Raw genomic sequence first — 22,755 nt, 5'->3', positions numbered from 1 at the left:
GAATAATAAGGATGGTCGAGATGACGAATCGTATATATCCCGCAGGATTGAAAAAATCCTGTTTAGCTAGTCTTGTCGGACTCATACTTGCGCAGTCTACATTTGCCCTTGAGTCACTTTCCGATGAATATCTAGCGGATACTACGGGTGAAGGCATTGCTTTACTTCCTGAAAACTTCAAGATGGTGTTCCAAGGGGCCAATGATCTCTCCACTGCTTCTAGCTACAACCGTGGCGTGGCCAATCCACAACAATACGACACGGGTTTCATTCGTATTATTCCTGTGGGTGAGAACTACTCCAAATATACCGATGCTGATGATCTGAGCACGAAACGAACCAAAGCGGACATCTTTATTTATGGTTTAGCACTTTCACGGTCTGATAATAATGCCAATAGTCGTTTCAGCAATCAGGGCTTTACATGGGGAAGCGATGTTAATCCTTGGTTATTTCGCGCTGGTACAGCCACGGGGATTAAACAGTTTCATCAATCGAATGCAAGTTCAGATGTGAGTTTTCTAGGGCTGGAAGCGCCTTTAGCAACTGTTGTAGCAAATGAAGCAGATAATAATATTAAACTAGGTCTATGGTGGGATGCTTTTTCACGCAGTTGGAATTCCCAAAATAAAGTGGACCCTATTACAGGTGCACCGACAACAACCAATGCGGCTGCGGATCCTGATTTAAGTTTAAACCAAAGAATACGTTTACAGGCGGTTGCCAACGGATTGAGTTTAAATGGCTCACAGGTTCGTATGTTTCAAACTCAAGCATCTACCTTAGACCAGCAAAATAAAACCTTTGGGATGGCAGCCTTACTTCGGATCAATACTAATGATGATCCATCTACATTAATCTATGAAAATACAGATGCAAATAAAGCGCAGTTGAATGGCAAAGTCCTTCGACTGAGCACAGCTGCGACCAACGACGGTACGGCAGTCACACCCGCATTAGATCGTTCATTGGCTCCAATCTTTGATGCGAGCGAGGGGCTTTATTTATATAGCCCAAATATTAACTTGGTCTTGGGCAATATGTATCAGCCTTTTGTTGTAGGTTCGGAAGGACGCAATATTATTCTTGAAGTCACGCGTATTCCGAACGTGCCTGAAATTTATAAGCAGATTTATACCTACTACCCAGATGTACAAGGTGGAAACAATGCAGATTATAAAGGATCAACCTGTAATGTGGCCTATTGTGGTTCGAATTTTGTTCAAACTGGGGCAGGGAGTACTGCGATTCAATACCAAGGAAATAACGCAACACATAGCAGTATTTCGATTGGTAGCGTGACACGGGATCCGACCACCAATACGCTCAAAGCCAATACGGCGACACAATCTACTGGTGTGGTATTCCGCGGGACTGGAACAGCAGTTCCTGTGAATTTGGGTTCAGTTGCTATCGATGGTGTATTGATCCAACACTTAAAAATTAAGACCACAGGGCTATAGGATACCGACATGATGAAAAAATTATGTGTAACTATGTTGATGTCGCTATCCATGTTGTCTCAAGCGGGTTTGGTAGATTTGGATAATAAGGAACTGGTCGGTGTGACTGGGCAGGGCGGCGCAGATTTGAGCTTAACGCTATCGATCAACCATCAATATGCCAATGATATGAGTCTAAATACGATTTCCAAAACCAATGGTGTAGATGCGAATGGGCGGGCTATTGTCACTGAAGCGTATTATCAAATGCGTGCAAATCAAGATTGCGCTTTATTAGAACTGTGTCGTATCGCTATTTCTCCAAATAATCATAAGGAAAATGGGCAAAGAAAATGGCTGGTGTTTAAGCAGTTCCAAGGCACCATGCAAATTGATAAATTTTCGCTGGAAGGTACCACAATTCTGAATAAAGAAGGTAAGCCACAAACTGCGATGCTGTTAAAATTTTTCGATGATAAACCCCTTAAAATTCGTAACTTAGGTTTTGCCAGCCTTTCAGTAGAAAGTGGTGAAAATGGATATTTCAATACCTCAACGTATAACAGTTATGGTACGAGTAAAACTGTCCCCACTTTTGATAAAGGTCAGGAACAAGGCTTTATGGGCTTAAATGTTCACGGAAACTTACATCTGGATGGAAATCTAAAAATCTTTAGCTATAACTGTTCGGGCACTGCGGGTAGCCGCTGTTAGACATATAGTTTCAAAAGGATATTGAGATGCATAAAATAATAAAATTAAACCTTCTGACACTGTGTATCTGTGCAGCGAATCAAAGTTATGCATTACAAGCTTTGAATGATCAGATTTTAAGTGATGTAACGGGTCAAGATGGTATTTCAATTATCCATGAAGCTTCAAAAGTTGACATTAAACAATTGAATTGGGTTGATCCAGCGGAAGTCGGAAAAACACCGATTAAACTGGGTTTACATAATATTGAAGTAAAAACGGCGACTGGTTATAACAACATTAAAACCAAACTCGATTTTGATGTGGGAACAACACAATTAGCCAATGGTACGCAAGGGGTTGGCATTCAGCTCTCTGCAAGTGTGTCACCTTTTACCGCAACGGCTGCCCAAATCATGCTGATGTGTTCGCCGAATTGTGCAACAGGTGAAACAGACCAAAATTTAGGAAGTTTTAAGCTTTCGACTATTTCACCTTTTGAAGTGTACTTGGCAACGACGAATGGTTTGTTTAACCGCGACTCAAAGGTGCATTTAGATTTTAAATTGCAGAATGCCAGTATTAGCTATGGACAAAATAATCAAGATTTAACCTTAAAAGATTTCAACTTCAATTTATCTGCTGATGGATATCTTTATATCGATGAAACGGAAGGTGTAGTTCTCACCTCAAAGGGCAGTGTTGGCGATAATATTGTTGTTTTAGGTCGAGTGGAAGATAAAACTGATGTGCATGACAGCCGTGTAGGCAATGCCACAAATCCGGGGTTAAACGTCGATTTACGTTATGGCTCAGCAAACTCGACTCACCGGAACTTAATTCGGATAGGGGCATCGGGTGCATTAACCAATGGCAAGATCGCGTTGAATGCTGACCAAACTGGTGTTGCTAAGTTTAATACGGTCAACCGTGTTAACGGCAATGTTCAAGAAAATGAGGTGGTTGCATCTGCAGGTTATGGTTTTAAGAATGCGGGCGGCTTACATTTAAATGTATCGGCTGACTTTACTCGTGCAGGGAATAGTTTGCTCGGCGCTGCGACACCGACAACGTTTGAATTAGGGCATACTGGTACAGGCAGTTATGCCATCGAATTTTCAAACTTATCACCGCTGAATGTACGTTCTTCTACTGACCCTAATTCAGCAATAAACAGTCAAAATGCCTATATTGATTTTGGCCAGATTTACATCAATAACATTCGCACCAACTCAATGGGTTTTGTGGTCAATGACCAAATTAAGACGATATTGGGTGCGCAAAACTATGAACTGATTTATAACCCATCGCCAACGGGCAATGCTTCAAATATGGCTTTTATTGCTGTGCGTGGGCTCGATTTTCAAGCCATTGCACGTAAAGCCCGCTTTATTTCAGATAATTCGATTGCGGTAAACAATACTAACGAAGGGACATGGGGCTTAGGTATTCCAATTTATAACCTAAATGCCAATGCAGCATTTTTTGCCAAGAAATATACCAATACCGCTGGAACAGTGAAGGATGGGTTGGGCTATGACATCGCGGTATCAACCGATGGTTATGGTGAAGATAGTCAAGGCAACCCGAAAACAACGTCTATTATCGTCATTGATGGTGCGATGAGTAAGCATGGAGAAGAAGTTAACTACTATACAGGCTTACGCAATATTGATTCATATTTTAAAGCCAATGGTGTGATTGGTTTTAATGAAAATGAAATCTATATCAAAGCTGATAATTTATTGTTTGCTGCCAATGCTGAAATCGCAATCGGGCAGCTTCCGGGTGCACTGTATAACTGTCCAGCAGGGGTGAATAGTTGTGCCAAAGAAGTCGTGCCGATTAATAACTTTGCCAAAAAAGATGATGTTCTCGCATCGATTGCTTTTATGTTAGATGGTAAAGGCGAACTCTTTATTATTCCTGGGCTTGAGGCTGTAGGTGGGACACCACAAAGCAACTATTTGTCATTTAAATCTAATTTTGAGTTTAATACATTGAGTAGCACAGACCTGAGTAATGAAAGTAAAAAAGGAAGTTTTATTAGTTTAAGTAATACCGACAGTAATGGAACAGCAACAAAAACCTCAAGTTTTAACTTAAACAAAATGCAGGGTCACTTAGGTTTGAATGGAAAAATTCATATGCAAAAGGACTCAGTTGTCATAGACAATCAAGTGCAATTTAACCATAAGGCATTAGCAGGTGGACAAGGAACTGCCTTTAGAACGGAGGTTGCATTGTCTCCAACAGGTACCATGCAGAAGGTTGCAGATATTGCCATTACGGGTGGGGCTATGCGTAGCACATTAGGGATTACGCCGCGCTAAAAAGGATGACAAGGAATAAATAAAATGAATAAGTCTTTAATTTCAATTCTAATCACAGCAACATTAGGCTTGAGTCAAAGTTATGCGATGACCGCTTTAAATGACGAGGAGTTGTCAGAAGTTGAAGGTCAATCTTTGATGAATCTAGAGTTTCAGCAGGGGACGAATACAACCGATGCACAAGGGAAAACATATAATCAATCAAATATTGGGTTTTATAAGTTGGCTCTAAGTGCAGAATTGGAGCTGAATGCCAATATTAAGAAGCTTCAGTTGGGGTGCGGTGGCGACAACAATTCCATTCGAGCCAACAGTTGTGATATTGATATCGATCATATTTCTTTAAGTGGACTACCTGATGATGCGAACTATACATCGGATCAGCGTGCAGCAACTTCGGCATTAATCACAAATCCATTTATTCAGTTTGCCATTAAAAACCCGACTTCAGCCGCAACACGTGAAGTACTCGGTTTTCGTGTCAGTGCTGAAAAGATTAAAGGTTTGATGACATTAGGTACCAATAATGATGTAGATGCAAATAATAATGCGATACCTAATGGAATTAATACCTTTAGTGGATATATGAAAACCAAAACTGCATCTGGTACTGCAGTGACAGCAGCTCGTAGCATGACCTTTGCAGATACAGGATTAACTATGAATGGTATTGTGCAAGGACGATTACTCGGAAGTAGTTCTGGGACAACTTGTGTCAGTGGTTCTTTAGACCCTTGTTATGATATTTCATATACGTCTGATACTTATAATTTAAATCTATCTTCAACTACAGCGCCTTTTACGATTAATTCGACAGTTGTGTCGGGGACTCGAATGAAGGATGTAACTTTAAAAGGGACGGGTACTGTTGGGAAAATTGATTTTAGTGGACAATTAACAGCTAAAGTACTCGGTTTTTTAAACTTAGATAAACAGGTGTCCGGCAATATTACTGGGCTTAAAACAGATATCACTGTGAACCAAAGTTTAGGCTTAATTCACGCATTGTATTTAAACAACCCAGCATCATTATCCTTGCAGTCCCAAGATATTTTATGGACGGGTGCTGCGGTTGGTGCGAATAAAGGTTGGTGGCTGGCAATGGAAGATGAAGTCGAACTGGGTAGCTTAAGCCCAACGACCAAAGTGGCAATTACCAATGAAGTCTTAAAACAAACCATTGCGGGTATTAATAAAGATCTAACGGACAATCCTCGAAATTGCGGTAATCTTTTAACAGGATGTGTCGGTGGTTCTGCCTTAGTTGTTGGGAATGTTCCAATGAATACGACGACTTTGGATTTTCCACTGACCAATTTAAGCTTACAAGGGCAAAACTTTAGATCAAACTGTTACGGTGGTTTAAAATTCTGCTAATTAAATTTTCATAAAAAATCCCGCGATATACGCGGGATTTTTTTAATCTAAAATGAATTATTTTGCAATTTTCGCCAATAACTCTTCTTTAGAAATGTTTACAGATTCAGCATCACGACGACCTTTATATTCAAAAGTACCAGCATCTAAGCCTTTCTCACCAATCACAATACGGTGAGGAATACCTGTAAGCTCAAGGTCTGAGAATTTCACGCCTGGACGTTCGTTACGATCATCCAGTAAAACATCATAACCTGCTGCCGTGAGTTCAGCGTACAGTGCTTCAGCTGCTTCCAAAGTACGTGGAGACTTATGTGCATTCATAGGCACAATGGCAACTTCAAATGGTGCAATTGCCGCAGGCCAAATAATGCCTTTTTCGTCAAAGTTTTGCTCAATTGCAGAGGCAACCACGCGTGTTACACCAATACCGTAACAACCCATGGTGACAGTAAATGGCTTACCATCTTCACCTAGAACTTTACAGCCCAAAGCTTCTGAGTACTTTTGACCGAGTTGGAAAATATGCCCCACTTCGATACCACGTTTAATTTGCAGCGTACCTTTACCGTCTGGAGAAGGATCACCCTCAACCACATTACGTAAGTCATAAACTTCGGTGAACTGTGCATCACGTTCCCAGTTTAGACCAGTCACGTGTTTATCAACCTCATTTGCACCCGCAACAAAGTCAGACAGTACCGATGCAGCACGGTCGGCAATGACCGTTAAGCCTTTTTCTACCAAGCCTTGTGGTCCACAGAAACCAGCGGTTAAACCCAGTGCAGCAAGTTGTTCTTCTGTTGCAAAAGTTAATGGTGATGCGATACATGGATGCTTCTCGGCTTTAATTTCATTCAGCTCATGATCACCACGTAAGAACAATGCCACTACCGGTGTTGCTTGGCCTTCTTCGGCTGCAATACCTTGCACTAACAAGGCTTTTACAGAGTGAGCAGGATCAGATTTTAAGAAGTTAGAGACATCTGCAATGGTTTTTTGATTTGGTGTATCGACAACTTCTAATGCTTTGGTTGGCGCTGCACGTTCCCCAACTAAAACGGCCTCAGCCATTTCAATATTTGCTGCATAGTCAGACTCTGTCGAGAAGGCGATATCATCTTCACCACTTGATGCTAATACGTGGAATTCATGTGAGCCTGAACCACCAATTGAACCTGTATCGGCTTGTACTGGACGGAAATCTAAACCTAAACGGCTAAAGATTTTGCAGTACGCGCCATACATGATGTCATAGGTTTCTTGCAGTGATTCTTGGTTTGCGTGGAAAGAATAAGCATCTTTCATAATAAATTCACGTGAACGCATTACACCAAAGCGTGGACGAATTTCGTCACGGAATTTGGTTTGTACTTGATAGAAGTTTGCAGGCAATTGTTTATAGCTTTTGAGTTCATTGCGCGCAAGGTCGGTAATGACTTCTTCGTGGGTGGGGCCAAGTACGAAAGGGTTGCCATGGCGGTCTTTGAAACGAAGCAGTTCAGGGCCGTATTGGACGTATCGACCAGATTCTTCCCATAAAGATGCTGGCTGAGTTACGGGCATCAGGACTTCGAGTGAACCCGCATTGTTCATTTCTTCATGAACGATCGCTGCAACTTTATTTAATACGCGAACGCCCATCGGCAGCCAAGTATATAAACCTGAAGCCAATTTACGAATCATCCCAGCACGCAGCATTAGTTGATGTGAAATCACTTCTGCGTCATTTGGGGTTTCTCTTAACGTTGCAAATAAAAAGCGACTCGCGCGCATGGAAACTGTCCTAAAATTTTAAACTTTGAAAGTCAAAGATTATACGATAAAAAATGAGGAGGCATGTCGACACCACCTCAGAAAAATGTTGATTATTATGACATGATTTTACGTACTTGACGCAGCATAAAGTTCTTAAAGTCATCTAAATAGGTGAAGATCACAGGAACCACCACCAAGGTTAGTAGTGTCGATGTAATGACACCGCCGATCACTGCATGTGCCATCGGTGCGCTTTGTTCCCCTCCTTCACCTAGCCCTAAAGCCAGAGGCACCATGCCCATCACCATGGCACTAGTAGTCATCAAAATAGGGCGTAGACGTGTTTTACCTGCATCAATAATCGCTTGATAACGATCAACGCCGTGATCCATGGCTTTTTTAATGAAATCGATCAATAGAATTGCATTCTTGGTCACCAGACCCATCAACATGATAATACCGATAATAGAAAACAAGTTCATGGTGGAGTTAAATAAGAAGAGCGCTAAAAACACCCCTATCAGCGATAACGGAAGGGAAGCCATAATCGCCGCAGGGTGAATAAAACTATTAAACTGCGAACCTAGCACAATATAAATAAACACAATGGATAAGGTGATTGCGGTCATGGCATAACCTGCAGATTCAGCCATGTCTTTGTTTGAACCTTGTGTGTCAAAGCTATAACCTGCAGGAAGGTCAAAGTTGTCTTCAATTTTTTTAATATCTGCACCAATATCGCCTGCAGGACGACCCGCGGTGTTGGCTTCGACTAAGACCTCCCGTGCTAGATCGCGACGATTAATCTGCGATGCCCCCAGACTTTGCTCTAAATGCGCAACACTAGATAGGGGAATCAATAAAGCTTGACCATTGGCATCCGTTTTTTGCGATGTGAGGTAAAGGTTTTGTACATCACTAGGTAAGCTACGCGCATTTTCAGTTAAGCGCAGGTTAACGTCATAGGTTTCGCCTTTGTCATCTTGCCATGTGGTGACATCATCCCCTGCAATCAGTGGGCGAATGACATTGGCAATTTGGTTGACCGATAGGCCCAAATCGCTGGCTAAGACCCGATTAATATGCACGCCTAAAGTCGGTTTAGGAGCTTTAAGTGAGCTTTCTAAGTCGACAATGCCTTTGACTTGCGCAATTTCTGCCATAAAGCGGTCTGAAATTTTTTGCAATTCGGCTAAGTCTGGACCTTTGATGGAAATCATCACGGGTTTTTGTCCGCCCGATACTGTTTCATCTGCGGAGGCAATTGAGGTCACAGTAATGCCACCTACTTGTTGTAGGCGTTGGCGGAACTCATTGTTTAAGTCGGTTAAGCTTTTCTTACGCTCTGTGCGTGGCGTAACGGTTACGCGAATACTGACATGGTTTTTACCACGATCCGTAACGCCATTAATCACCGCATAAGTTGCTCGAACGTCAGGGTGCTGCTGAATAATTTTATCGACTTGCAGCAGTTTGGCTTGTGAATATTCCAAAGAGGCGTCGACAGGTGTTTCGAACTTAATCCGAATCTCACCTTTATCTGGAACAGGGACAAACTCTGTTCCAATTAGTTTAGATAAGCCTAATGCACCGAATAGCGAAGCCACAGCAATCATGAGGGTGATGAATCGGAAGCGCAGAGCAAGCTTAAGTAATTTCTCATAGTCATGGCTGAGATTATCTAGTTTGCTAGAAATCCAATTGAAGAAACGTTTGACTCGATTGGGTGGTTTATGTGGATTATGCTTTTCAGCCCAATGTGCAGATAGCATGGGATCTAAAGTAAAGCTGACAAACATGGAGATCAGCACAGCAGTACTGACGGTTACGCCAAACTGATAGAAAAATCGACCAATAATACCACCCATAAATGCCACAGGTAAAAACACCGCAACAATGGTTAAGGTGGTGGCTAAAACAGCGAGTCCAATTTCTTTGGTGCCATCAAGGGCTGCTGTGACAGGGTCTTTGCCCATGTCTGCATGTCGCACAATATTTTCACGGACCACAATCGCATCATCAATCAGTAGACCAATACTGAGTGATAGTGCCAGTAAGGTCATCATGTTGATGCTAAAGCCGAAGATCCAAATAAACGTCAGAGTGCCAAGAAGAGCAATCGGCAACGTCATGCCTGTAATGGCGGTGGAACGGAACGAGCCTAAAAACAGCAGGACAATCAAAACGGCAAGAGCTGCACCCTCAATAATGGTACGTGCAACATCGGTGATGCTATTACGAATGCCTTTGGATGAATCTACCACGACTTTTGCTGTGGTGCCTTCAGGTAACTGTTTTTGGATATCTGCTAAGGTCTCATAAGCACCATCGACTACATCAATCACATTTGAATCGGAACTGCGTAAAATATCAATCGCAACCGCGGTTTTACCATCTAAATAGGCACTCGACTCAAGTTCGGCTTGGCTGTCTGAAATGCTTGCAACTTGGCGCAAATAAATCGGTACACCATTTTTATTGGCAATCACTAAATCGCCGAAGGCTAAAGGATGAATCACTTTAGACTTGATTTCGACCACAAGCTCACTATTACCATGTTTCAATGTTCCACCCGGAACCTCGACATTTTCAGCTTTTAGCGTGTTGATGATCTGGTCAATACCAATCCCAAAACTTTGTAGTTTGTGGGGTTCAATCTGTATGCGAATTTGTCGCTTGGCATCACCCAATAAGTTGACTGTCCCGACACCAGAAACGGTTCTAAACTGCGGAACGATGCGCTGATCCAAATAAGAACTGAGGTCTTTCAGTGACATGTTTTGTGATTCAAATACAATCGACATCACGGCATTGGCAGAAGGGTCGTAACGTTCAACAATCGGGTCTTGAATTTCGTCTCGAAATTGAGCGGTGACCGGTGCAATTTTATCGCGGACATCTTGCGCGGCTATAGCAGAAGAAACATCGAGATCAAATTCAGCAATAATGGTCGATAAGCCTTCGCTAGACTGAGAAATGACCTGTTTTAAACCTGAAATGGTATTGATTTGGTCTTCCATTTTCTTGGTGATTTCAGACTCCACTGTTTCAGGGGATGCTCCTGGATAGGTGGTATAAACCACAACGAAGGGGAAGTCGACGTCAGGGAACTCCTCAACTCCCATTCTTTGCCAAGAGGCTAAGCCTAAAACCATCAGGCAAAACATCATCATGATGGTAAAAACAGGATATTTCACACTAATACGGGTTAACCACATAGCAACAACCTTTTCTTATTTTTATGGATTGATTGTCACCATTTGATGCAAATCTTTGTGATTAAACTTTATACGACTAATCTGGTCGCCTGTTTGTAGTCCCTGTACCACAGCACTGTTGTTGCTATAGCATTGTTCCAATACTTTTATGTGAACACGTTCAATCTTATTGTGGCGAATCACCCAAACATAAGGTGAATTTTGTATATCTTGAATGGTATCAAGCGGGATAATTTGGCCTGTGATGGACTGTGAACCAAGCATGTCGCCTTCTACAAAGGTCCCGATACTCAATGAATTAATACTTTCCATTGGCTGAGCAAAAAACTCAATTTGACGGCTTGCGGGGTCAGCAATCGGGGAAATACGAGTAAGCTTGGCGGTTAGCTTTTGAGGATTGCCTTGCAAGTGATATTCAATTTTTCCTCCCAAGCTTAAAGCGGCTTGGAGATCGCTTGGAATTTTGCCCTGTATTTCTAAATGACTCGGGTCAATGATTTCAAATAGGGTTTGTCCTGCGGATACTGTTTGTCCAGGTTCTACCTGACGTTGAGTAATAACCCCTGAAATCGGGCTTAAAATAGTGCCATCGCGATCCGCCTTTTCGGCTATATCAACATTGGCTTGTTGCGCACGTACATTTTCTAATTGAGCTTGATAGTCTACAAGGCTTTGTTCATATTCCACTTTAGAAATAAAGCCCTGATCGAGTAAACGTTTTTTTCTTTGAACCATGCTTTTTGCAAGATTGGCTTGGGCTTGGGTTGAAGCAAGATTGGCTTGAGCTTGGGCAAGCCGCGCAGCATTATCTTGATTGTTTAATCGAACCAGTACTTGACCTTTTTGAACGGTTTGTCCAACTTGAAGTGAAACTGCGGTTGCTGTCGCTGTCACTTGAGCCTGAATGGAACTTTGGTTGACGGCTCGAATGGTGCCAGTAAAGGCGGTACGTTGGATAGAAGGCCCTTCTTGGAACTGAACCAAGTCTTGTGCTATCAGCTCGATTTTAGCTGTAGACGAAGTAGGGGAGGTGACTTCGTCTTGTTTTTGGCAGGCGGAGAGGAGTAAGCACAGACACAGTGGACTGAGTTTAAAAATAGGGAGCACTTGGCGGCTTAATTTGGGTTTTATACATGGTGCAGCCTGCATTGAGTCAAATCCTTTGGTCTAGCGGCGAAAGTCAGCACACTGTAAATAAGACGCAGATTATTCAAGTGTTTTTAAACGAGCAATAATTCTGTCGTATTCAGCCTTGGTATTACGATAGTGACTTTGTAACGATTGTATTTGCTCTTTTTTCATCACAATATTTTTGGAATTATAATCAATCATATCTTGGAGCGGTTTCGGATTGCTTTTGCCTTTACGCATGTTTTCTTTTTCTTGGCGTAAGAATCCAATACGGTCATTCTGTAATTGTTTTAATTCATCTTGCTGGAATTTAATCTGTTTTAAGATATAGGAAAGGGCAGTATTGCGTTTTTGAGTAGCGACTTGGCTGTTGGTATAAGCGCGTTTTAATTTGAGATCTGACTCGCGTTGCTTGGCTGCTGCTGCACGTTGTGTAGCATATTGCGCATCTTTTTCTGCGTTGTATGGACGTGCTCGTTGAATCACTTGCATGTTGCTATCGAGTGCTTCATAACCATAACGAATATGGTTGGGCGTGACACTGCTACTGACGTTCGCGATGCCTTTACTCTCATAATATCGATACCAGACCGCTTTAGGTGGATCGGCCATAATCGAGATGGTCTGCAAACTTAGCAAAGCCAGCAAAATGACTTTCGCAGTCATCCTTTTTTTCACGATCAAAGCAAGTTTGTGATTAAACTCCCTAAGCATCGATACCCCCAGTTTAAAGTTGACTAAATTACTTATTTACAAGCAATAAATAGTGCTATATTAGTCCTAAATTTAGGAATAAAAAATATAATCAGTCAAAAAAAAATCGACGGGTATAGGAAAGTGTGAAGCCGTTCTTAAAAAGAAGATGAAGTGTGGTTTTATGCGGAAACTGTTCGTTGAAAATATAAGTAAATATATGTTAAAAGTGTACGTAACTTGTAAAGCGTCTACGAATCTGTTTCTACAAACATTCTAAAAATGGGAAGGGTCATATTAAATGGACGATAAATTCCAGAATCTAAAAGTAATGGTCATTGATGATTCAAAAACCATTCGTCGCACAGCTGAAACATTATTGCAACGCGAAGGTTGTGAGGTTGTGACTGCTGTCGATGGTTTTGACGCATTGTCAAAAATTGCTCAAGCCAATCCTGATATCGTATTTGTCGACATTATGATGCCACGACTAGATGGCTATCAAACGTGTGCATTAATCAAAAATTCACAAAATTATCAAAATATTCCTGTCGTGATGCTCTCTAGCAAAGATGGTCTATTTGACCAAGCCAAAGGGCGTGTTGTTGGTTCAGATGAATATTTAACAAAGCCGTTTAGTAAAGATGAATTATTAAATGCGATTCGTAATCACGTTTCAGCATAAATAATATAAGTGTAATTGGGGAAAATTATGGCGCGTATTTTAATTGTGGATGACTCACCTACAGAGACATTCCGCTTTAAAGAAATTTTGGGGAAACACGGTTTTGAAGTGATTGAAGCGTCGAATGGTGCCGATGGTGTAACCATGGCTCAAGCTGAACTTCCTGATCTTGTGTTGATGGATGTGGTGATGCCAGGCGTTAATGGCTTCCAAGCAACCCGTCAAATTGCGCGTGGCGCAACAACAAAACACATTCCCGTAGTGATCGTCAGTACTAAAGATCAGGCTACAGACCGTGTATGGGGTAAGCGTCAAGGTGCATGTGATTATTTAACCAAGCCTGTTGATGAAAACCAACTGATTGATGTGATTAAGCAACACCTGAACGCAGGATAAGCTCTATGGCAGCAAATGGATTTATCGAATTACTTCGACTTGCTAAACGTGGTAATAAAAACTACGTTTCAAACGAAAATGAGGTAAACCGCTGGTCGGGCATTGCTTTTGAGATGATGGGGCAATATTTCGTTGCGCCATTAGGTGAAGTTGCAGAGGTGATTTATCCTCCGAAATATACCTTAGTGCCAAATACTCAACCTTGGGTTGTGGGTTTGGCCAATATTCGAGGACGTTTACTTTCTGTTGCCGATTTAGCGCACTATGTATCAGGGCATCGTAGTGCGTATTCACCAACTCAAAAAGTACTCTGTATTAGTCATAATGACCACTATGTCGGTTTAGTTGTAGATCAGGTTCTGGGGATTCAGCACTTTAATAAGAAGAGTTTCTTTTCTAAACATGAAGATTTAGATCGGAATTTAAAAGAATATTGCCAAGGGTATTTTCACCAACACAACCAACAATGGCATGTTTTCTTATTCAGTCGCTTATTAGACAATCCAAAGTATATGAACGCATCTATAAAATTTATAAATTAATATCATTGTCGCGCGCGAAATTATAAGGGCGTAAATCGGGGAGAAGCTGCATGGGCTTTAAACTTAAAAAGAAAAATACGGATGGAAGCAGTAACCGCTCAGGTGGAAATGCTTTAGTAGCAAAATTTCAATCACAGACGGAACAGTTTTCACGTGTATTTGGTGATAGTGAAAAGTCCAAGCCATTAATTTTGGGTGCGGCATTTTGTATCGTACTGGCAATTTTCTTACTGTTGTACCTATTCTATAGTGTACCTCGAAATAACGAATTCACCCGTAGCTTGGGTGATTTACGTCTTTTATCACAAACGATTTCGCGTCAGGCAACTGAAGCAACAGCATCAGGTACGCCTGAAGCTATTAAAAAACTGACAGAATCACAAAAGTCTTTTGCTGAAAATTTAGAAACAGTAAAAGATATTCACGCGAGCACAGACGCACTGCGTGAAGTAGATGCACAGTGGAAAAAAGTTTCTGAAAATATTGATTTAATTGCTTCACAACAAAAAATCATTAACCAACTCTACGATACCAACATTGCGATTAGTGAAAGTATTCCGGGGATTCAGGCCGAATACAACTTAATGGTTGACCAAATGGCACGTCAAAATGTGCCAGCTAACCAAGTCGTAATTGCAAAAAACCAAGTATTCATTGCGGAACGTATTTTACGTTCAATTGGTTCGGTATTAACCGGTTCAGACAACTCGCGTGAATCTGCGGATGACTTTAGCTCAGATACAGAAACCTTCGCGTCATACTTAAACGCACAGTTAAATGGCAGTGCGGATTTAGGTGTAGAGCGTATTAATGACCCTGAAATGCGTGACTCTTTAACCAGTATTCAATCTGAATATGATGATGTACTGAAGTCAGCAGCAGCAACCGTCTTAAAGAACTCATCACAAATCGTTAAAGTACGCCAAGCGTCATCATCGATTTTTGAACAGTCGGATGCTTTGTTAAGCAATTTAAATAAATTATCTGGTGGTACAGGTTTAGCGATTGCAATTCCTGCCTTAGGTCTAATTCTAGCCCTGATTACCTTCTTATTCTGTGTATTTAAATTACTTGTACTTCGTGGCGAATCAGATAAAAAACGTGTATCTCGTCTACAAGATGAATATGACCGTAACCAAAACGCGATTTTACGTTTACTGGATGAGATTGCCGATCTTGCAGATGGTGACTTGCGTTCATATGCTACGGTATCTGAAGACTTCACGGGTGCAATTGCCGACTCGATTAACTTCGCAATTGACCAATTACGTGATCTTGTATCGCGTATTACTGAAACCTCTCAAGAAGTTGCACAATATACGGCAAGTACGCAGGGGATTACCAACCAGTTAGCCGAAGCATCTGAACACCAAGCGCAAGAAATTGCGGGTGCATCTGCCGCGATTAACGAAATGGCAATGTCAATTGACCAAGTATCTTCAAACGCTGAAGAATCAGCGGTGGTAGCAGAACGTTCAGTAAAAATTGCTGCAAATGGCGCGAACGTTGTAAACCGTTCAATTGAAGGTATGGATATCATTCGTGAGCAGATTCAAGAAACCTCTAAACGTATTAAACGTTTGGGTGAATCTTCGCAAGAGATTGGTAACATCGTTGCCTTGATTAACGATATTGCCGACCAAACGAACATCTTGGCTTTAAATGCAGCGATCCAAGCATCGATGGCAGGTGAAGCAGGTCGTGGTTTCGCCGTGGTTGCGGATGAAGTACAGCGTCTTGCAGAACGTTCTGCTTCAGCAACCAAACAGATTGAAACACTGGTAAAAACCATTCAGACCGATACCAACGAAGCTGTAATTTCGATGGAACAAACCACGTCTGAGGTTGTACGTGGTGCGAACTTATCTAAGGATGCGGGTGTTGCACTGGATGAGATTCAAAACGTATCGGGTAATTTGGCGAAATTGATTGCAAACATTTCGGATGCAGCAAAGCTACAGTCAGCGTCTGCAGGTCATATTGCAACCACGATGAACGTCGTACAAGAAATTACCTCACAAACCACCACTGCGACTTTCGATACAGCACGTTCAGTCTCTGAACTTGCAAATATGGCGGAAGCGTTACGTGAGTCTGTAACAGACTTTAAACTGCCTGATTAAGCACTTGCTTTGGGGGAGGGTATGCTGCTCATCGCTTGAGTGGCATACCAAAATCAGGATACACATCAACTCAATTTGCTTGAGCCAAAAGGCTGGTTTGGGATGATGGTTATAATGAAGTTTATGCACCTTTTTTGGGTAGCTGACAACGCAAGAAGCCTTAGCTATGAAAGAAATATTAAAACATTTAGTTGAAACGACAACGCTTCCGGAAGATAGTTATCTAGATCAAGATGCAGAAATTCTTGAAATCTTTGTTGAAGAAATTGAAGAAATCTTCGTTGAGTTAGATCCATTATTTGAAAAGTGGTACGCTGAACCGACCCATCAAGAAACCTTGTTGAGCATACGCCGTCACTTCCATACCTTAAAAGGCTCTGGTCGTATGGTGGGAGCAAAGTCAGCAGGTGAAACAGCATGGGCGGTTGAAGATACCTTAAACCGTGTGATTTCAGGGGCTGTACCGCTTACGGCAACGGTTCAAAAATTTGCTAAAACAGTATTTAAACTGTATCAATTTAAACTGTACCCGACTTTTAAAGAGATGCAGAAAATTGATCTTGATCTTCGTCCATTGGTTTTAATTGGACAACAATTACAACAAAATCAAAGTTTAGAACCTGCTCTAGAAGAGTTGCTACAACTGTCTAATCATCTAAATAGTAATGATGTCGTGACGGGATTAGAGCTGAGCGATATCGAAGTGGCTGAATCTGAGCCACAAGTTGCAGACGTTTCTGAGCAGGATGATCAAGTGCATGATGTCCTTGAAGAAACTTTAGCGATCTTCATTGAAGAAGCGGAAGACCATTTAGCGACTATCGATCAGTTCTTAAATGCAGATGAAACCAAAGTACAAGATTACAATGGTTTAATCCGGGCTTTACATACATTGCGCGGTAGTTCGTCTATGGCGCAAATTGAGCATGTCTTTAATGCCAGCTCAAAAGTTGAAAATCTATTTAAAACTTTGGTTCAAGAAGAGATCGTTTCTACCTCGAAGGAAATCTCTTTACTCACCCAATATGCTGAATTTGTACGTGACTATTTACACGTGCTTGGGCGTGGTACGAACGAACAGCTTGACGTGATTTACGCCACGTTCACTACGGCTTGGGATAACTATGGTTTCAGTATTGAAGACGTAGCTGATGAGCTAAACCCACAAGGTATGGTTTCGAAGCTGATCGAGTTAAATATTGATCTGTTGCTTGATGCCGAGTTTGAGTTTGATCAGCGTGCTAAGGTTGAATATCCAGACTATATTCAGCACTTAGGTGAACAAGCAAAACAATTGCTAGAATTCACCAATAACCGTGCTGCTCAAGGAATTCATGACTTTACTTCTGAGCTATATGCGGGTTATCAAGCCTTACTGGAAAAGCCAGAATTACTCAATGTAGACTATGCATATGAGTTATTTGGTCAGGCACATCAAGAATTTATCCATTTATTTGACACTTTAGCTGCGGGTCAGCGTGTTATTCTGACTGAAGAAGTGCATAAAGTTCTGAATGAATTAATGGCCTTCGTACAGCAAGATGTTGAATCGACTTCGACGACGGTAATTGAACCTGTTGCTGAGGCTATTGTTTCTGGAAATACTTTACAACCAAGCCTTGATCTTGCGCAGATTTCGCAGCAAATTGCATCGGATCATCAGTACAAGCAATCGAATACGGCCAATACCGATTTTGATGATGATTTGCTCGATATCTTCTTGGAAGAAGCCGAAGAATTATTGATGGGGATGGATCAGGATCTTAATACTTGGTCTAAAAATGGCAATGATACAGCAGCGCTCAATAATTTAATGCGTTATTTGCACACCTTAAAAGGTGGTGCCAATATGATTTCTGCACCTTTTATTGGTTCGATTGCACACGAATTAGAGTCTATTTATGAGCGTGTGATTCGTCAGCAAATAGCCACAACGCCACAGTTGATCAGCATCATTCGCTTAGTACAGGATGACGTCGCAGACCGAATTCAGGTCATTCGTACGGAGAAGGTTGATTACCCAGCAACAGCGACCATTAAGGTATTGCATAACATTCAGAGCTTGGTTGAGGGTACGACTCTTACCGCTTCAGCATCTGAGCCTTTGGTTGAGGCGTTTGTTAAAGCAATTGAAGAGGCTCAGCCTCTAGTTCAAGAATCTTTATCTAATGTAGATAGAACGATTGAAGTTGAAACAGCTGCTGCTGTTGAGTCAGCAACTGCAATTGAAGCGTCAAGTATAGTTGAAAACACGGACGTTACTGTCGTTGAACAGCTGGATACTCCGTCACTTGTCCAAGAAGAAGCAGCCAGTCTGTTATCAATTGTTGAAGAAACCTTCTTGGAAGAAGCTGAAGAAATTTTAGCGACTACGGATGGCTTACTGAAACAGTGGACTGAACAACGTAGTGACCGTAGTGTGTTACTACAATTGCAACGTGCCGCGCACAGTTTAAAAGGCGGCGCACGTATGGCGGAGAATGAACCCGTTGGTGCGATTGCTTATGAACTAGAAACCACATTTGAGCAATTTGCTGTACATAATTTCAGTTCAAACGTGTATGACCCATTATTGCAAACCGCATTTGAATGGTTAAAACAAGCCATCTTCAAACGTGATTTTAGTAATTATGATGGTTTGAAAAACAGCTTAGCATCTATTGATTATGTGGATGTGATTGCGCAATTACCGACGCGTGTAACTCAAATTGATTTACTTAATGCGGTACCAAGTTTTGAGTTTGTGCAGGGTGATGGTACTGAGCCGCCAGCAATGCTGGGTGAGTGGAAAGAAACGACTCACTTGGATGGTGGTAATGAAATGATTCGTATCTCAGCTGATTTGGTTGAGAAAATGATCGACCTGTCCGGTGAAAATGCGATTAACCGTTCACGTATTGAGATGGACTTAGGTCAGCTCGGCAATACGTTGAACGAGATGGAGCTTGCAATTAAGCGTTTGGCGGATCAGTTGCGTCGAATGGAAGGTGAGCTTGAGAGTCAAATTATTGCGAAGCACGGTTCTGAAAACTCGCGCTACGCAGACTTTGACCCCTTGGAAATGGACCAATATTCATCGCTGAATCAATTGTCTAAATCCTTAGCCGAATCAGCTTCGGATTTGGTCGACTTCAAGAGCACTTTGGCTGAGAAAATTCGTGATGCGGAAGGCTTGTTATTACAACAATCCCGTATTCAAGCAGAGATTCAAGAAAGCTTAATGCGGACACGTTTGGTACCGTTCTCACGTATGCTGCCTCGTTTGCAACGTATTGTACGTCAGACCGCATCAACTTTGAACCGTCCAACGGAATTGGTCGTCCATAACACCGAAGGTGAGTTGGACCGTACGATTCTTGAACGTTTGGTTACGCCGTTTGAGCATATGCTACGTAACGCAATCGACCACGGTATTGAAGATGCGGAACAACGTAGTGCTGCGAAAAAATCAGTGACAGGCCAAATTGAACTAAACATTAGCCGTCAAGGTACAGACGTTATCGTCAGCTTTAAAGATGATGGTAAAGGTATTGATGAAAGCACGATTAAAGCGAAAGCGCTAAACTTAGGTTTAATTAAAGCCGATCAAGTGTTGGATAAACAGGAAATCTTACAGTTTATTTTCCATCCGGGTTTTAGTACGGCCAAAGAAGTGACGCAAATTTCTGGACGTGGTGTTGGTCTTGATGTGGTACAAAGTGAAATTAAAGCACTGGGTGGACATGTCACGGTTGAATCGGAAATTGGATTCGGTACGACCTTCATTATTCGCGTACCGACTACGGTAGCGGTGAGTGATGCGTTGATGGTGAAAGCCGGTGATCAACAATATGCGATTCCATTGGCGCAGATTGATCGTATTGTGCGTATTGCTCCAACAGCACTGGATCACTATTTCCACAGCAAAGATGACCAATTTAAAATTGATGGTGTGAGTTATAAACTGCGCTATTTATCTGAGTTTTTATCCAATCAGCCGATTCCGCGTTTGAGTAATATTGGACATTCATTGCCGGTGTTATTGATTAAAGGCAATAGTGGACAAACCATTGCATTGTTGGTTGATCAGCTGATTGGTTCACGTGCGCAAATTGTAGTGAAGCCAGTTGGACAACAGTTTGCCAGCATTGGTGCAATTGCGGGTGCAACGATCTTGGGTGATGGCCATGTGTGTTTGATTTTAGATGGTCAGAACATTGCACGTCAGATTTTAAGTACCAAGCGTGTAACGCATGCCGCCGATCATCGTGACTTTGGTCGTCATCAGGATACGCGTCGTTTAGTGATGATTGTGGATGACTCGGTTACGGTACGTAAGGTCACATCGCGCTTATTAGAGCGTCAAGGCTTTGATATTGTGACTGCAAAAGACGGTGTCGATGCGATGGAGCAGCTGGAGAGCGTTAAGCCAGACTTGATGTTGCTGGATATTGAAATGCCACGTATGGATGGTTTTGAAGTAACGAACTTGGTTCGTCACCACGAAATTCACCAGAACTTGCCGATTATTATGATTACATCGCGTACGGGTGAAAAACACCGTGAACGTGCTTTCAGCTTGGGCGTGACGCACTACATGGGCAAACCATTCCAAGAGGCAGAGTTACTTGCCAACATTCAGCAGTTATTGGCTGAAAAGCAGGGGTAAATAAATGAATGCAAATGTTTCAAAGAGCATGAATGAGCAAATCAGTCAGCAAGAATTGCAATATCTGATTACAGTATCAACGGGTTTTATTGATGCTTATATCATTGAATGTCATGGTAAAAAACCCATGCTCTTGCCTCAAAATATTGTACTTTCAGCGCTCGATAGTGATACGCAAGTGAAAACGGTGGAATGGCATGATCTTCATCTGCCTGTTTATGCCATCAACCGTCCTGACCAAATGGAAGGGGTGGCGCTGGTGATTGAGGGGGATGATGCTTCTCAGCGCTTTGCTTTGATGTGTAATGAAATGCCGAAGTCAATTCGTTTGCGTATTTCTGAAATTGTTGATGATGAAAGCCCTGTGAATGATCCCACTATTTTCCAGTTGGTGCGTATGGGAGATGAGACTTACCATGTACCGAATTTAAATAAAATTCAGGCGAGTTTAGGGCTTTAAGCTTAAGTTTGAATGTAATAAAAAAGGAACTCAACTGAGTTCCTTTTTTATATGGGTTTGAATGCTTATACCAAAAGGCCTTCTAAAATTTGTTCGTAAATTTCAGCAAGTGGTTCAAGATCAGCGACATTCACATGCTCATCAATTTGATGGATGCTGGCATTGAGAACACCAAGTTCAAGTACTTGAGCACCTGTAGGAGCAATAAAGCGACCATCAGATGTTCCGCCTGAGGTTGAAAGCTCAGTTTCTACACCAGTTACATTACGAATGGCATTTTTAGCTGCATTCACCAACTCACCCACTGGCGTCAGGAATGGTAAGCCTGAATGTGTCCATTTAATGTCGTAGACTAAACCATGACGATCCAAAATTTCTAAAACACGTGCTTTTAATTCTTCAGCGGTCAATTCAGTTGAATAACGGAAGTTGAAAGTCACGGTCATGGTGCCTGGAACGACATTGGTTGCCCCTGTACCAGCTTGAATATTTGACACTTGGAAAGACGTCGCAGGGAAGTATTCGTTGCCTTGATCCCAAACCGTATCACAAAGTTCAGCAACAGCTTTAGAGGCCATGTGAATTGGGTTAATGGCTAAATGTGGATAAGCCACGTGACCTTGTTTTCCTTTGACTGTCAGTACTGCATTGAGTGAACCACGACGACCATTTTTAACAATATCACCCAGTTGATGGGTACTTGAAGGTTCACCCACCAAACACCACTTCATTTTTTCATTACGGGCTTCGAGTGTTTCGATCACTTTGACCGTGCCATTGATCGATGGGCCTTCTTCATCTGATGTGATGAGGAACGCGATTGAGCCTTTATGATTTGGGTGTTTTGCAACAAAGCGCTCAGAAGCAACCACCATTGCAGCCAAGGCCGTTTTCATGTCTGCACTGCCACGACCATAAAGCTTGCCATCACGAATTTCAGGGGCAAATGGGTCTGAGTTCCAAGCATCTAAATTACCTGTAGGAACGACATCGGTGTGACCCGCAAAGCAGAATACAGGTGCTTCAGTGCCTTTTCGTGCCCATAGGTTATCAACATCATCAAAGCGCATAGACTCAATGTTGAAACCAATTTTTTTTAAGCGTTCAGCCATAATATTTTGACAGTTGTGGTCCACAGGTGTAACCGATGGCTGACGTAAAAGTTGGAGGCTTAAATCGAGAGTAGCAGAAGAGGTCATGCGCATTTCAAAGTCAATAAAACAGTCGGCACTATAATAGGCGATTAATCTCTGGAA

15 protein-coding genes are annotated in these 22,755 nt (G+C 42.0%); 10 read left to right on the top strand and 5 right to left on the bottom strand.

The annotated features are described in order from the left end of the window. Positions 1 to 20: 20 nt before the first annotated feature. Genes ACFN7Z_RS12220 through ACFN7Z_RS12205 form a run of 4 tightly spaced genes read left to right on the top strand, consistent with a single transcriptional unit; the run spans position 21 to position 5,845 of the window. Positions 21 to 1,463 carry a hypothetical protein gene (locus ACFN7Z_RS12220; protein WP_058952143.1) on the top strand — a complete coding sequence of 481 codons (1,443 nt, stop codon included), beginning with the start codon at positions 21 to 23 and terminating at the stop codon, positions 1,461 to 1,463. Positions 1,464 to 1,472: 9 nt separating this feature from the next. Continuing rightward, positions 1,473 to 2,156: a hypothetical protein gene (locus ACFN7Z_RS12215; RefSeq protein ID WP_058952142.1), complete on the top strand. Its 684-nt coding sequence runs from the start codon at positions 1,473 to 1,475 to the stop codon at positions 2,154 to 2,156. A 26-nt stretch (positions 2,157 to 2,182) separates the two neighbouring features. Beyond that, entirely contained in the window at positions 2,183 to 4,468 is a 2,286-nt protein-coding gene (locus ACFN7Z_RS12210; RefSeq protein WP_058952141.1) for a DUF6160 family protein, read from the top strand. A 24-nt stretch (positions 4,469 to 4,492) separates the two neighbouring features. Further along, a complete protein-coding gene (locus tag ACFN7Z_RS12205; protein WP_058952140.1) occupies positions 4,493 to 5,845 on the top strand; it encodes a hypothetical protein in 1,353 nt (450 codons plus the stop codon). 57 nt (positions 5,846 to 5,902) lie between these two features. On the opposite strand, the gene ACFN7Z_RS12200 is transcribed toward ACFN7Z_RS12205, so the two are convergent. From ACFN7Z_RS12200 to ACFN7Z_RS12185, 4 genes are all read right to left on the bottom strand, one after another. Further along, the gene (locus ACFN7Z_RS12200; RefSeq protein ID WP_058952139.1) at positions 5,903 to 7,621 is read right to left on the bottom strand and encodes a proline--tRNA ligase; all 1,719 of its coding nucleotides are present in this window, start codon (positions 7,619 to 7,621) and stop codon (positions 5,903 to 5,905) included. Positions 7,622 to 7,716: 95 nt separating this feature from the next. Continuing rightward, positions 7,717 to 10,821 carry an efflux RND transporter permease subunit gene (locus ACFN7Z_RS12195; RefSeq protein WP_058952138.1) on the bottom strand — a complete coding sequence of 1,035 codons (3,105 nt, stop codon included), beginning with the start codon at positions 10,819 to 10,821 and terminating at the stop codon, positions 7,717 to 7,719. Between the two features lie 21 nt (positions 10,822 to 10,842). After that, complete coding sequence (locus ACFN7Z_RS12190; protein ID WP_058952137.1) at positions 10,843 to 11,970, bottom strand: efflux RND transporter periplasmic adaptor subunit; 1,128 nt, start codon at positions 11,968 to 11,970, stop codon at positions 10,843 to 10,845. Positions 11,971 to 12,027: 57 nt separating this feature from the next. Further along, a complete protein-coding gene (locus ACFN7Z_RS12185) occupies positions 12,028 to 12,666 on the bottom strand; it encodes a hypothetical protein (protein WP_094148348.1) in 639 nt (212 codons plus the stop codon). 280 nt (positions 12,667 to 12,946) lie between these two features. On the opposite strand from ACFN7Z_RS12185, the gene pilG reads away from it, so the two are divergent. From pilG to ACFN7Z_RS12155, 6 genes are all read left to right on the top strand, one after another. Further along, positions 12,947 to 13,330, top strand: coding sequence for a twitching motility response regulator PilG (gene pilG, locus ACFN7Z_RS12180; protein WP_004694493.1), 384 nt, complete (start codon positions 12,947 to 12,949; stop codon positions 13,328 to 13,330). A gap of 27 nt (positions 13,331 to 13,357) precedes the next feature. Beyond that, positions 13,358 to 13,726, top strand: a complete 369-nt coding sequence (locus tag ACFN7Z_RS12175; RefSeq protein WP_004694491.1) for a response regulator — start codon at positions 13,358 to 13,360, stop codon at positions 13,724 to 13,726. Positions 13,727 to 13,731: 5 nt separating this feature from the next. Beyond that, positions 13,732 to 14,268, top strand: coding sequence for a chemotaxis protein CheW (locus tag ACFN7Z_RS12170; RefSeq protein WP_004694490.1), 537 nt, complete (start codon positions 13,732 to 13,734; stop codon positions 14,266 to 14,268). Between the two features lie 50 nt (positions 14,269 to 14,318). Beyond that, positions 14,319 to 16,391 (top strand): methyl-accepting chemotaxis protein, encoded by a 2,073-nt coding sequence (locus ACFN7Z_RS12165; RefSeq protein WP_058952135.1) that lies wholly within the window; start codon positions 14,319 to 14,321, stop codon positions 16,389 to 16,391. A 166-nt stretch (positions 16,392 to 16,557) separates the two neighbouring features. Further along, positions 16,558 to 21,039: an Hpt domain-containing protein gene (locus ACFN7Z_RS12160; protein WP_094148349.1), complete on the top strand. Its 4,482-nt coding sequence runs from the start codon at positions 16,558 to 16,560 to the stop codon at positions 21,037 to 21,039. Positions 21,040 to 21,043: 4 nt separating this feature from the next. After that, positions 21,044 to 21,499 (top strand): hypothetical protein, encoded by a 456-nt coding sequence (locus ACFN7Z_RS12155; protein WP_058952133.1) that lies wholly within the window; start codon positions 21,044 to 21,046, stop codon positions 21,497 to 21,499. 65 nt (positions 21,500 to 21,564) lie between these two features. Here the strand turns inward: ACFN7Z_RS12155 and dapE are convergent, their stop codons facing one another. After that, on the bottom strand, positions 21,565 to 22,698 hold the full coding sequence (gene dapE / locus ACFN7Z_RS12150; RefSeq protein ID WP_058952132.1) for a succinyl-diaminopimelate desuccinylase: 1,134 nt from the start codon (positions 22,696 to 22,698) through the stop codon (positions 21,565 to 21,567). Positions 22,699 to 22,755: the final 57 nt, after the last annotated feature.

It is taken from the genome of Acinetobacter sp. P1332 (assembly GCF_044057475.1).
Taxonomy (GTDB): domain Bacteria; phylum Pseudomonadota; class Gammaproteobacteria; order Pseudomonadales; family Moraxellaceae; genus Acinetobacter; species Acinetobacter johnsonii.
The sequence above is the reverse complement of the archived record's forward strand: the minus strand, read 5'-3'. Positions and strand labels throughout refer to the sequence as shown.

Bases quoted from the DNA above. Each gene is read 5' to 3' on its own strand.
- ACFN7Z_RS12205 (WP_058952140.1), top strand. From the start codon at position 4,493: ATGAATAAGTCTTTAATTTCAATTCTAATCACAGCAACATTAGGCTTG.
- ACFN7Z_RS12210 (WP_058952141.1), top strand. From the start codon at position 2,183: ATGCATAAAATAATAAAATTAAACCTTCTGACACTGTGTATCTGTGCA.
- ACFN7Z_RS12220 (WP_058952143.1), top strand. From the start codon at position 21: ATGACGAATCGTATATATCCCGCAGGATTGAAAAAATCCTGTTTAGCT.
- ACFN7Z_RS12155 (WP_058952133.1), top strand. From the start codon at position 21,044: ATGAATGCAAATGTTTCAAAGAGCATGAATGAGCAAATCAGTCAGCAA.
- ACFN7Z_RS12185 (WP_094148348.1), bottom strand. From the start codon at position 12,666: ATGCTTAGGGAGTTTAATCACAAACTTGCTTTGATCGTGAAAAAAAGG.
- ACFN7Z_RS12160 (WP_094148349.1), top strand. From the start codon at position 16,558: ATGAAAGAAATATTAAAACATTTAGTTGAAACGACAACGCTTCCGGAA.
- dapE (WP_058952132.1), bottom strand. From the start codon at position 22,698: ATGACCTCTTCTGCTACTCTCGATTTAAGCCTCCAACTTTTACGTCAG.
- ACFN7Z_RS12190 (WP_058952137.1), bottom strand. From the start codon at position 11,970: ATGCAGGCTGCACCATGTATAAAACCCAAATTAAGCCGCCAAGTGCTC.
- ACFN7Z_RS12215 (WP_058952142.1), top strand. From the start codon at position 1,473: ATGATGAAAAAATTATGTGTAACTATGTTGATGTCGCTATCCATGTTG.
- ACFN7Z_RS12170 (WP_004694490.1), top strand. From the start codon at position 13,732: ATGGCAGCAAATGGATTTATCGAATTACTTCGACTTGCTAAACGTGGT.
- ACFN7Z_RS12200 (WP_058952139.1), bottom strand. From the start codon at position 7,621: ATGCGCGCGAGTCGCTTTTTATTTGCAACGTTAAGAGAAACCCCAAAT.
- ACFN7Z_RS12195 (WP_058952138.1), bottom strand. From the start codon at position 10,821: ATGTGGTTAACCCGTATTAGTGTGAAATATCCTGTTTTTACCATCATG.
- ACFN7Z_RS12165 (WP_058952135.1), top strand. From the start codon at position 14,319: ATGGGCTTTAAACTTAAAAAGAAAAATACGGATGGAAGCAGTAACCGC.
- pilG (WP_004694493.1), top strand. From the start codon at position 12,947: ATGGACGATAAATTCCAGAATCTAAAAGTAATGGTCATTGATGATTCA.
- ACFN7Z_RS12175 (WP_004694491.1), top strand. From the start codon at position 13,358: ATGGCGCGTATTTTAATTGTGGATGACTCACCTACAGAGACATTCCGC.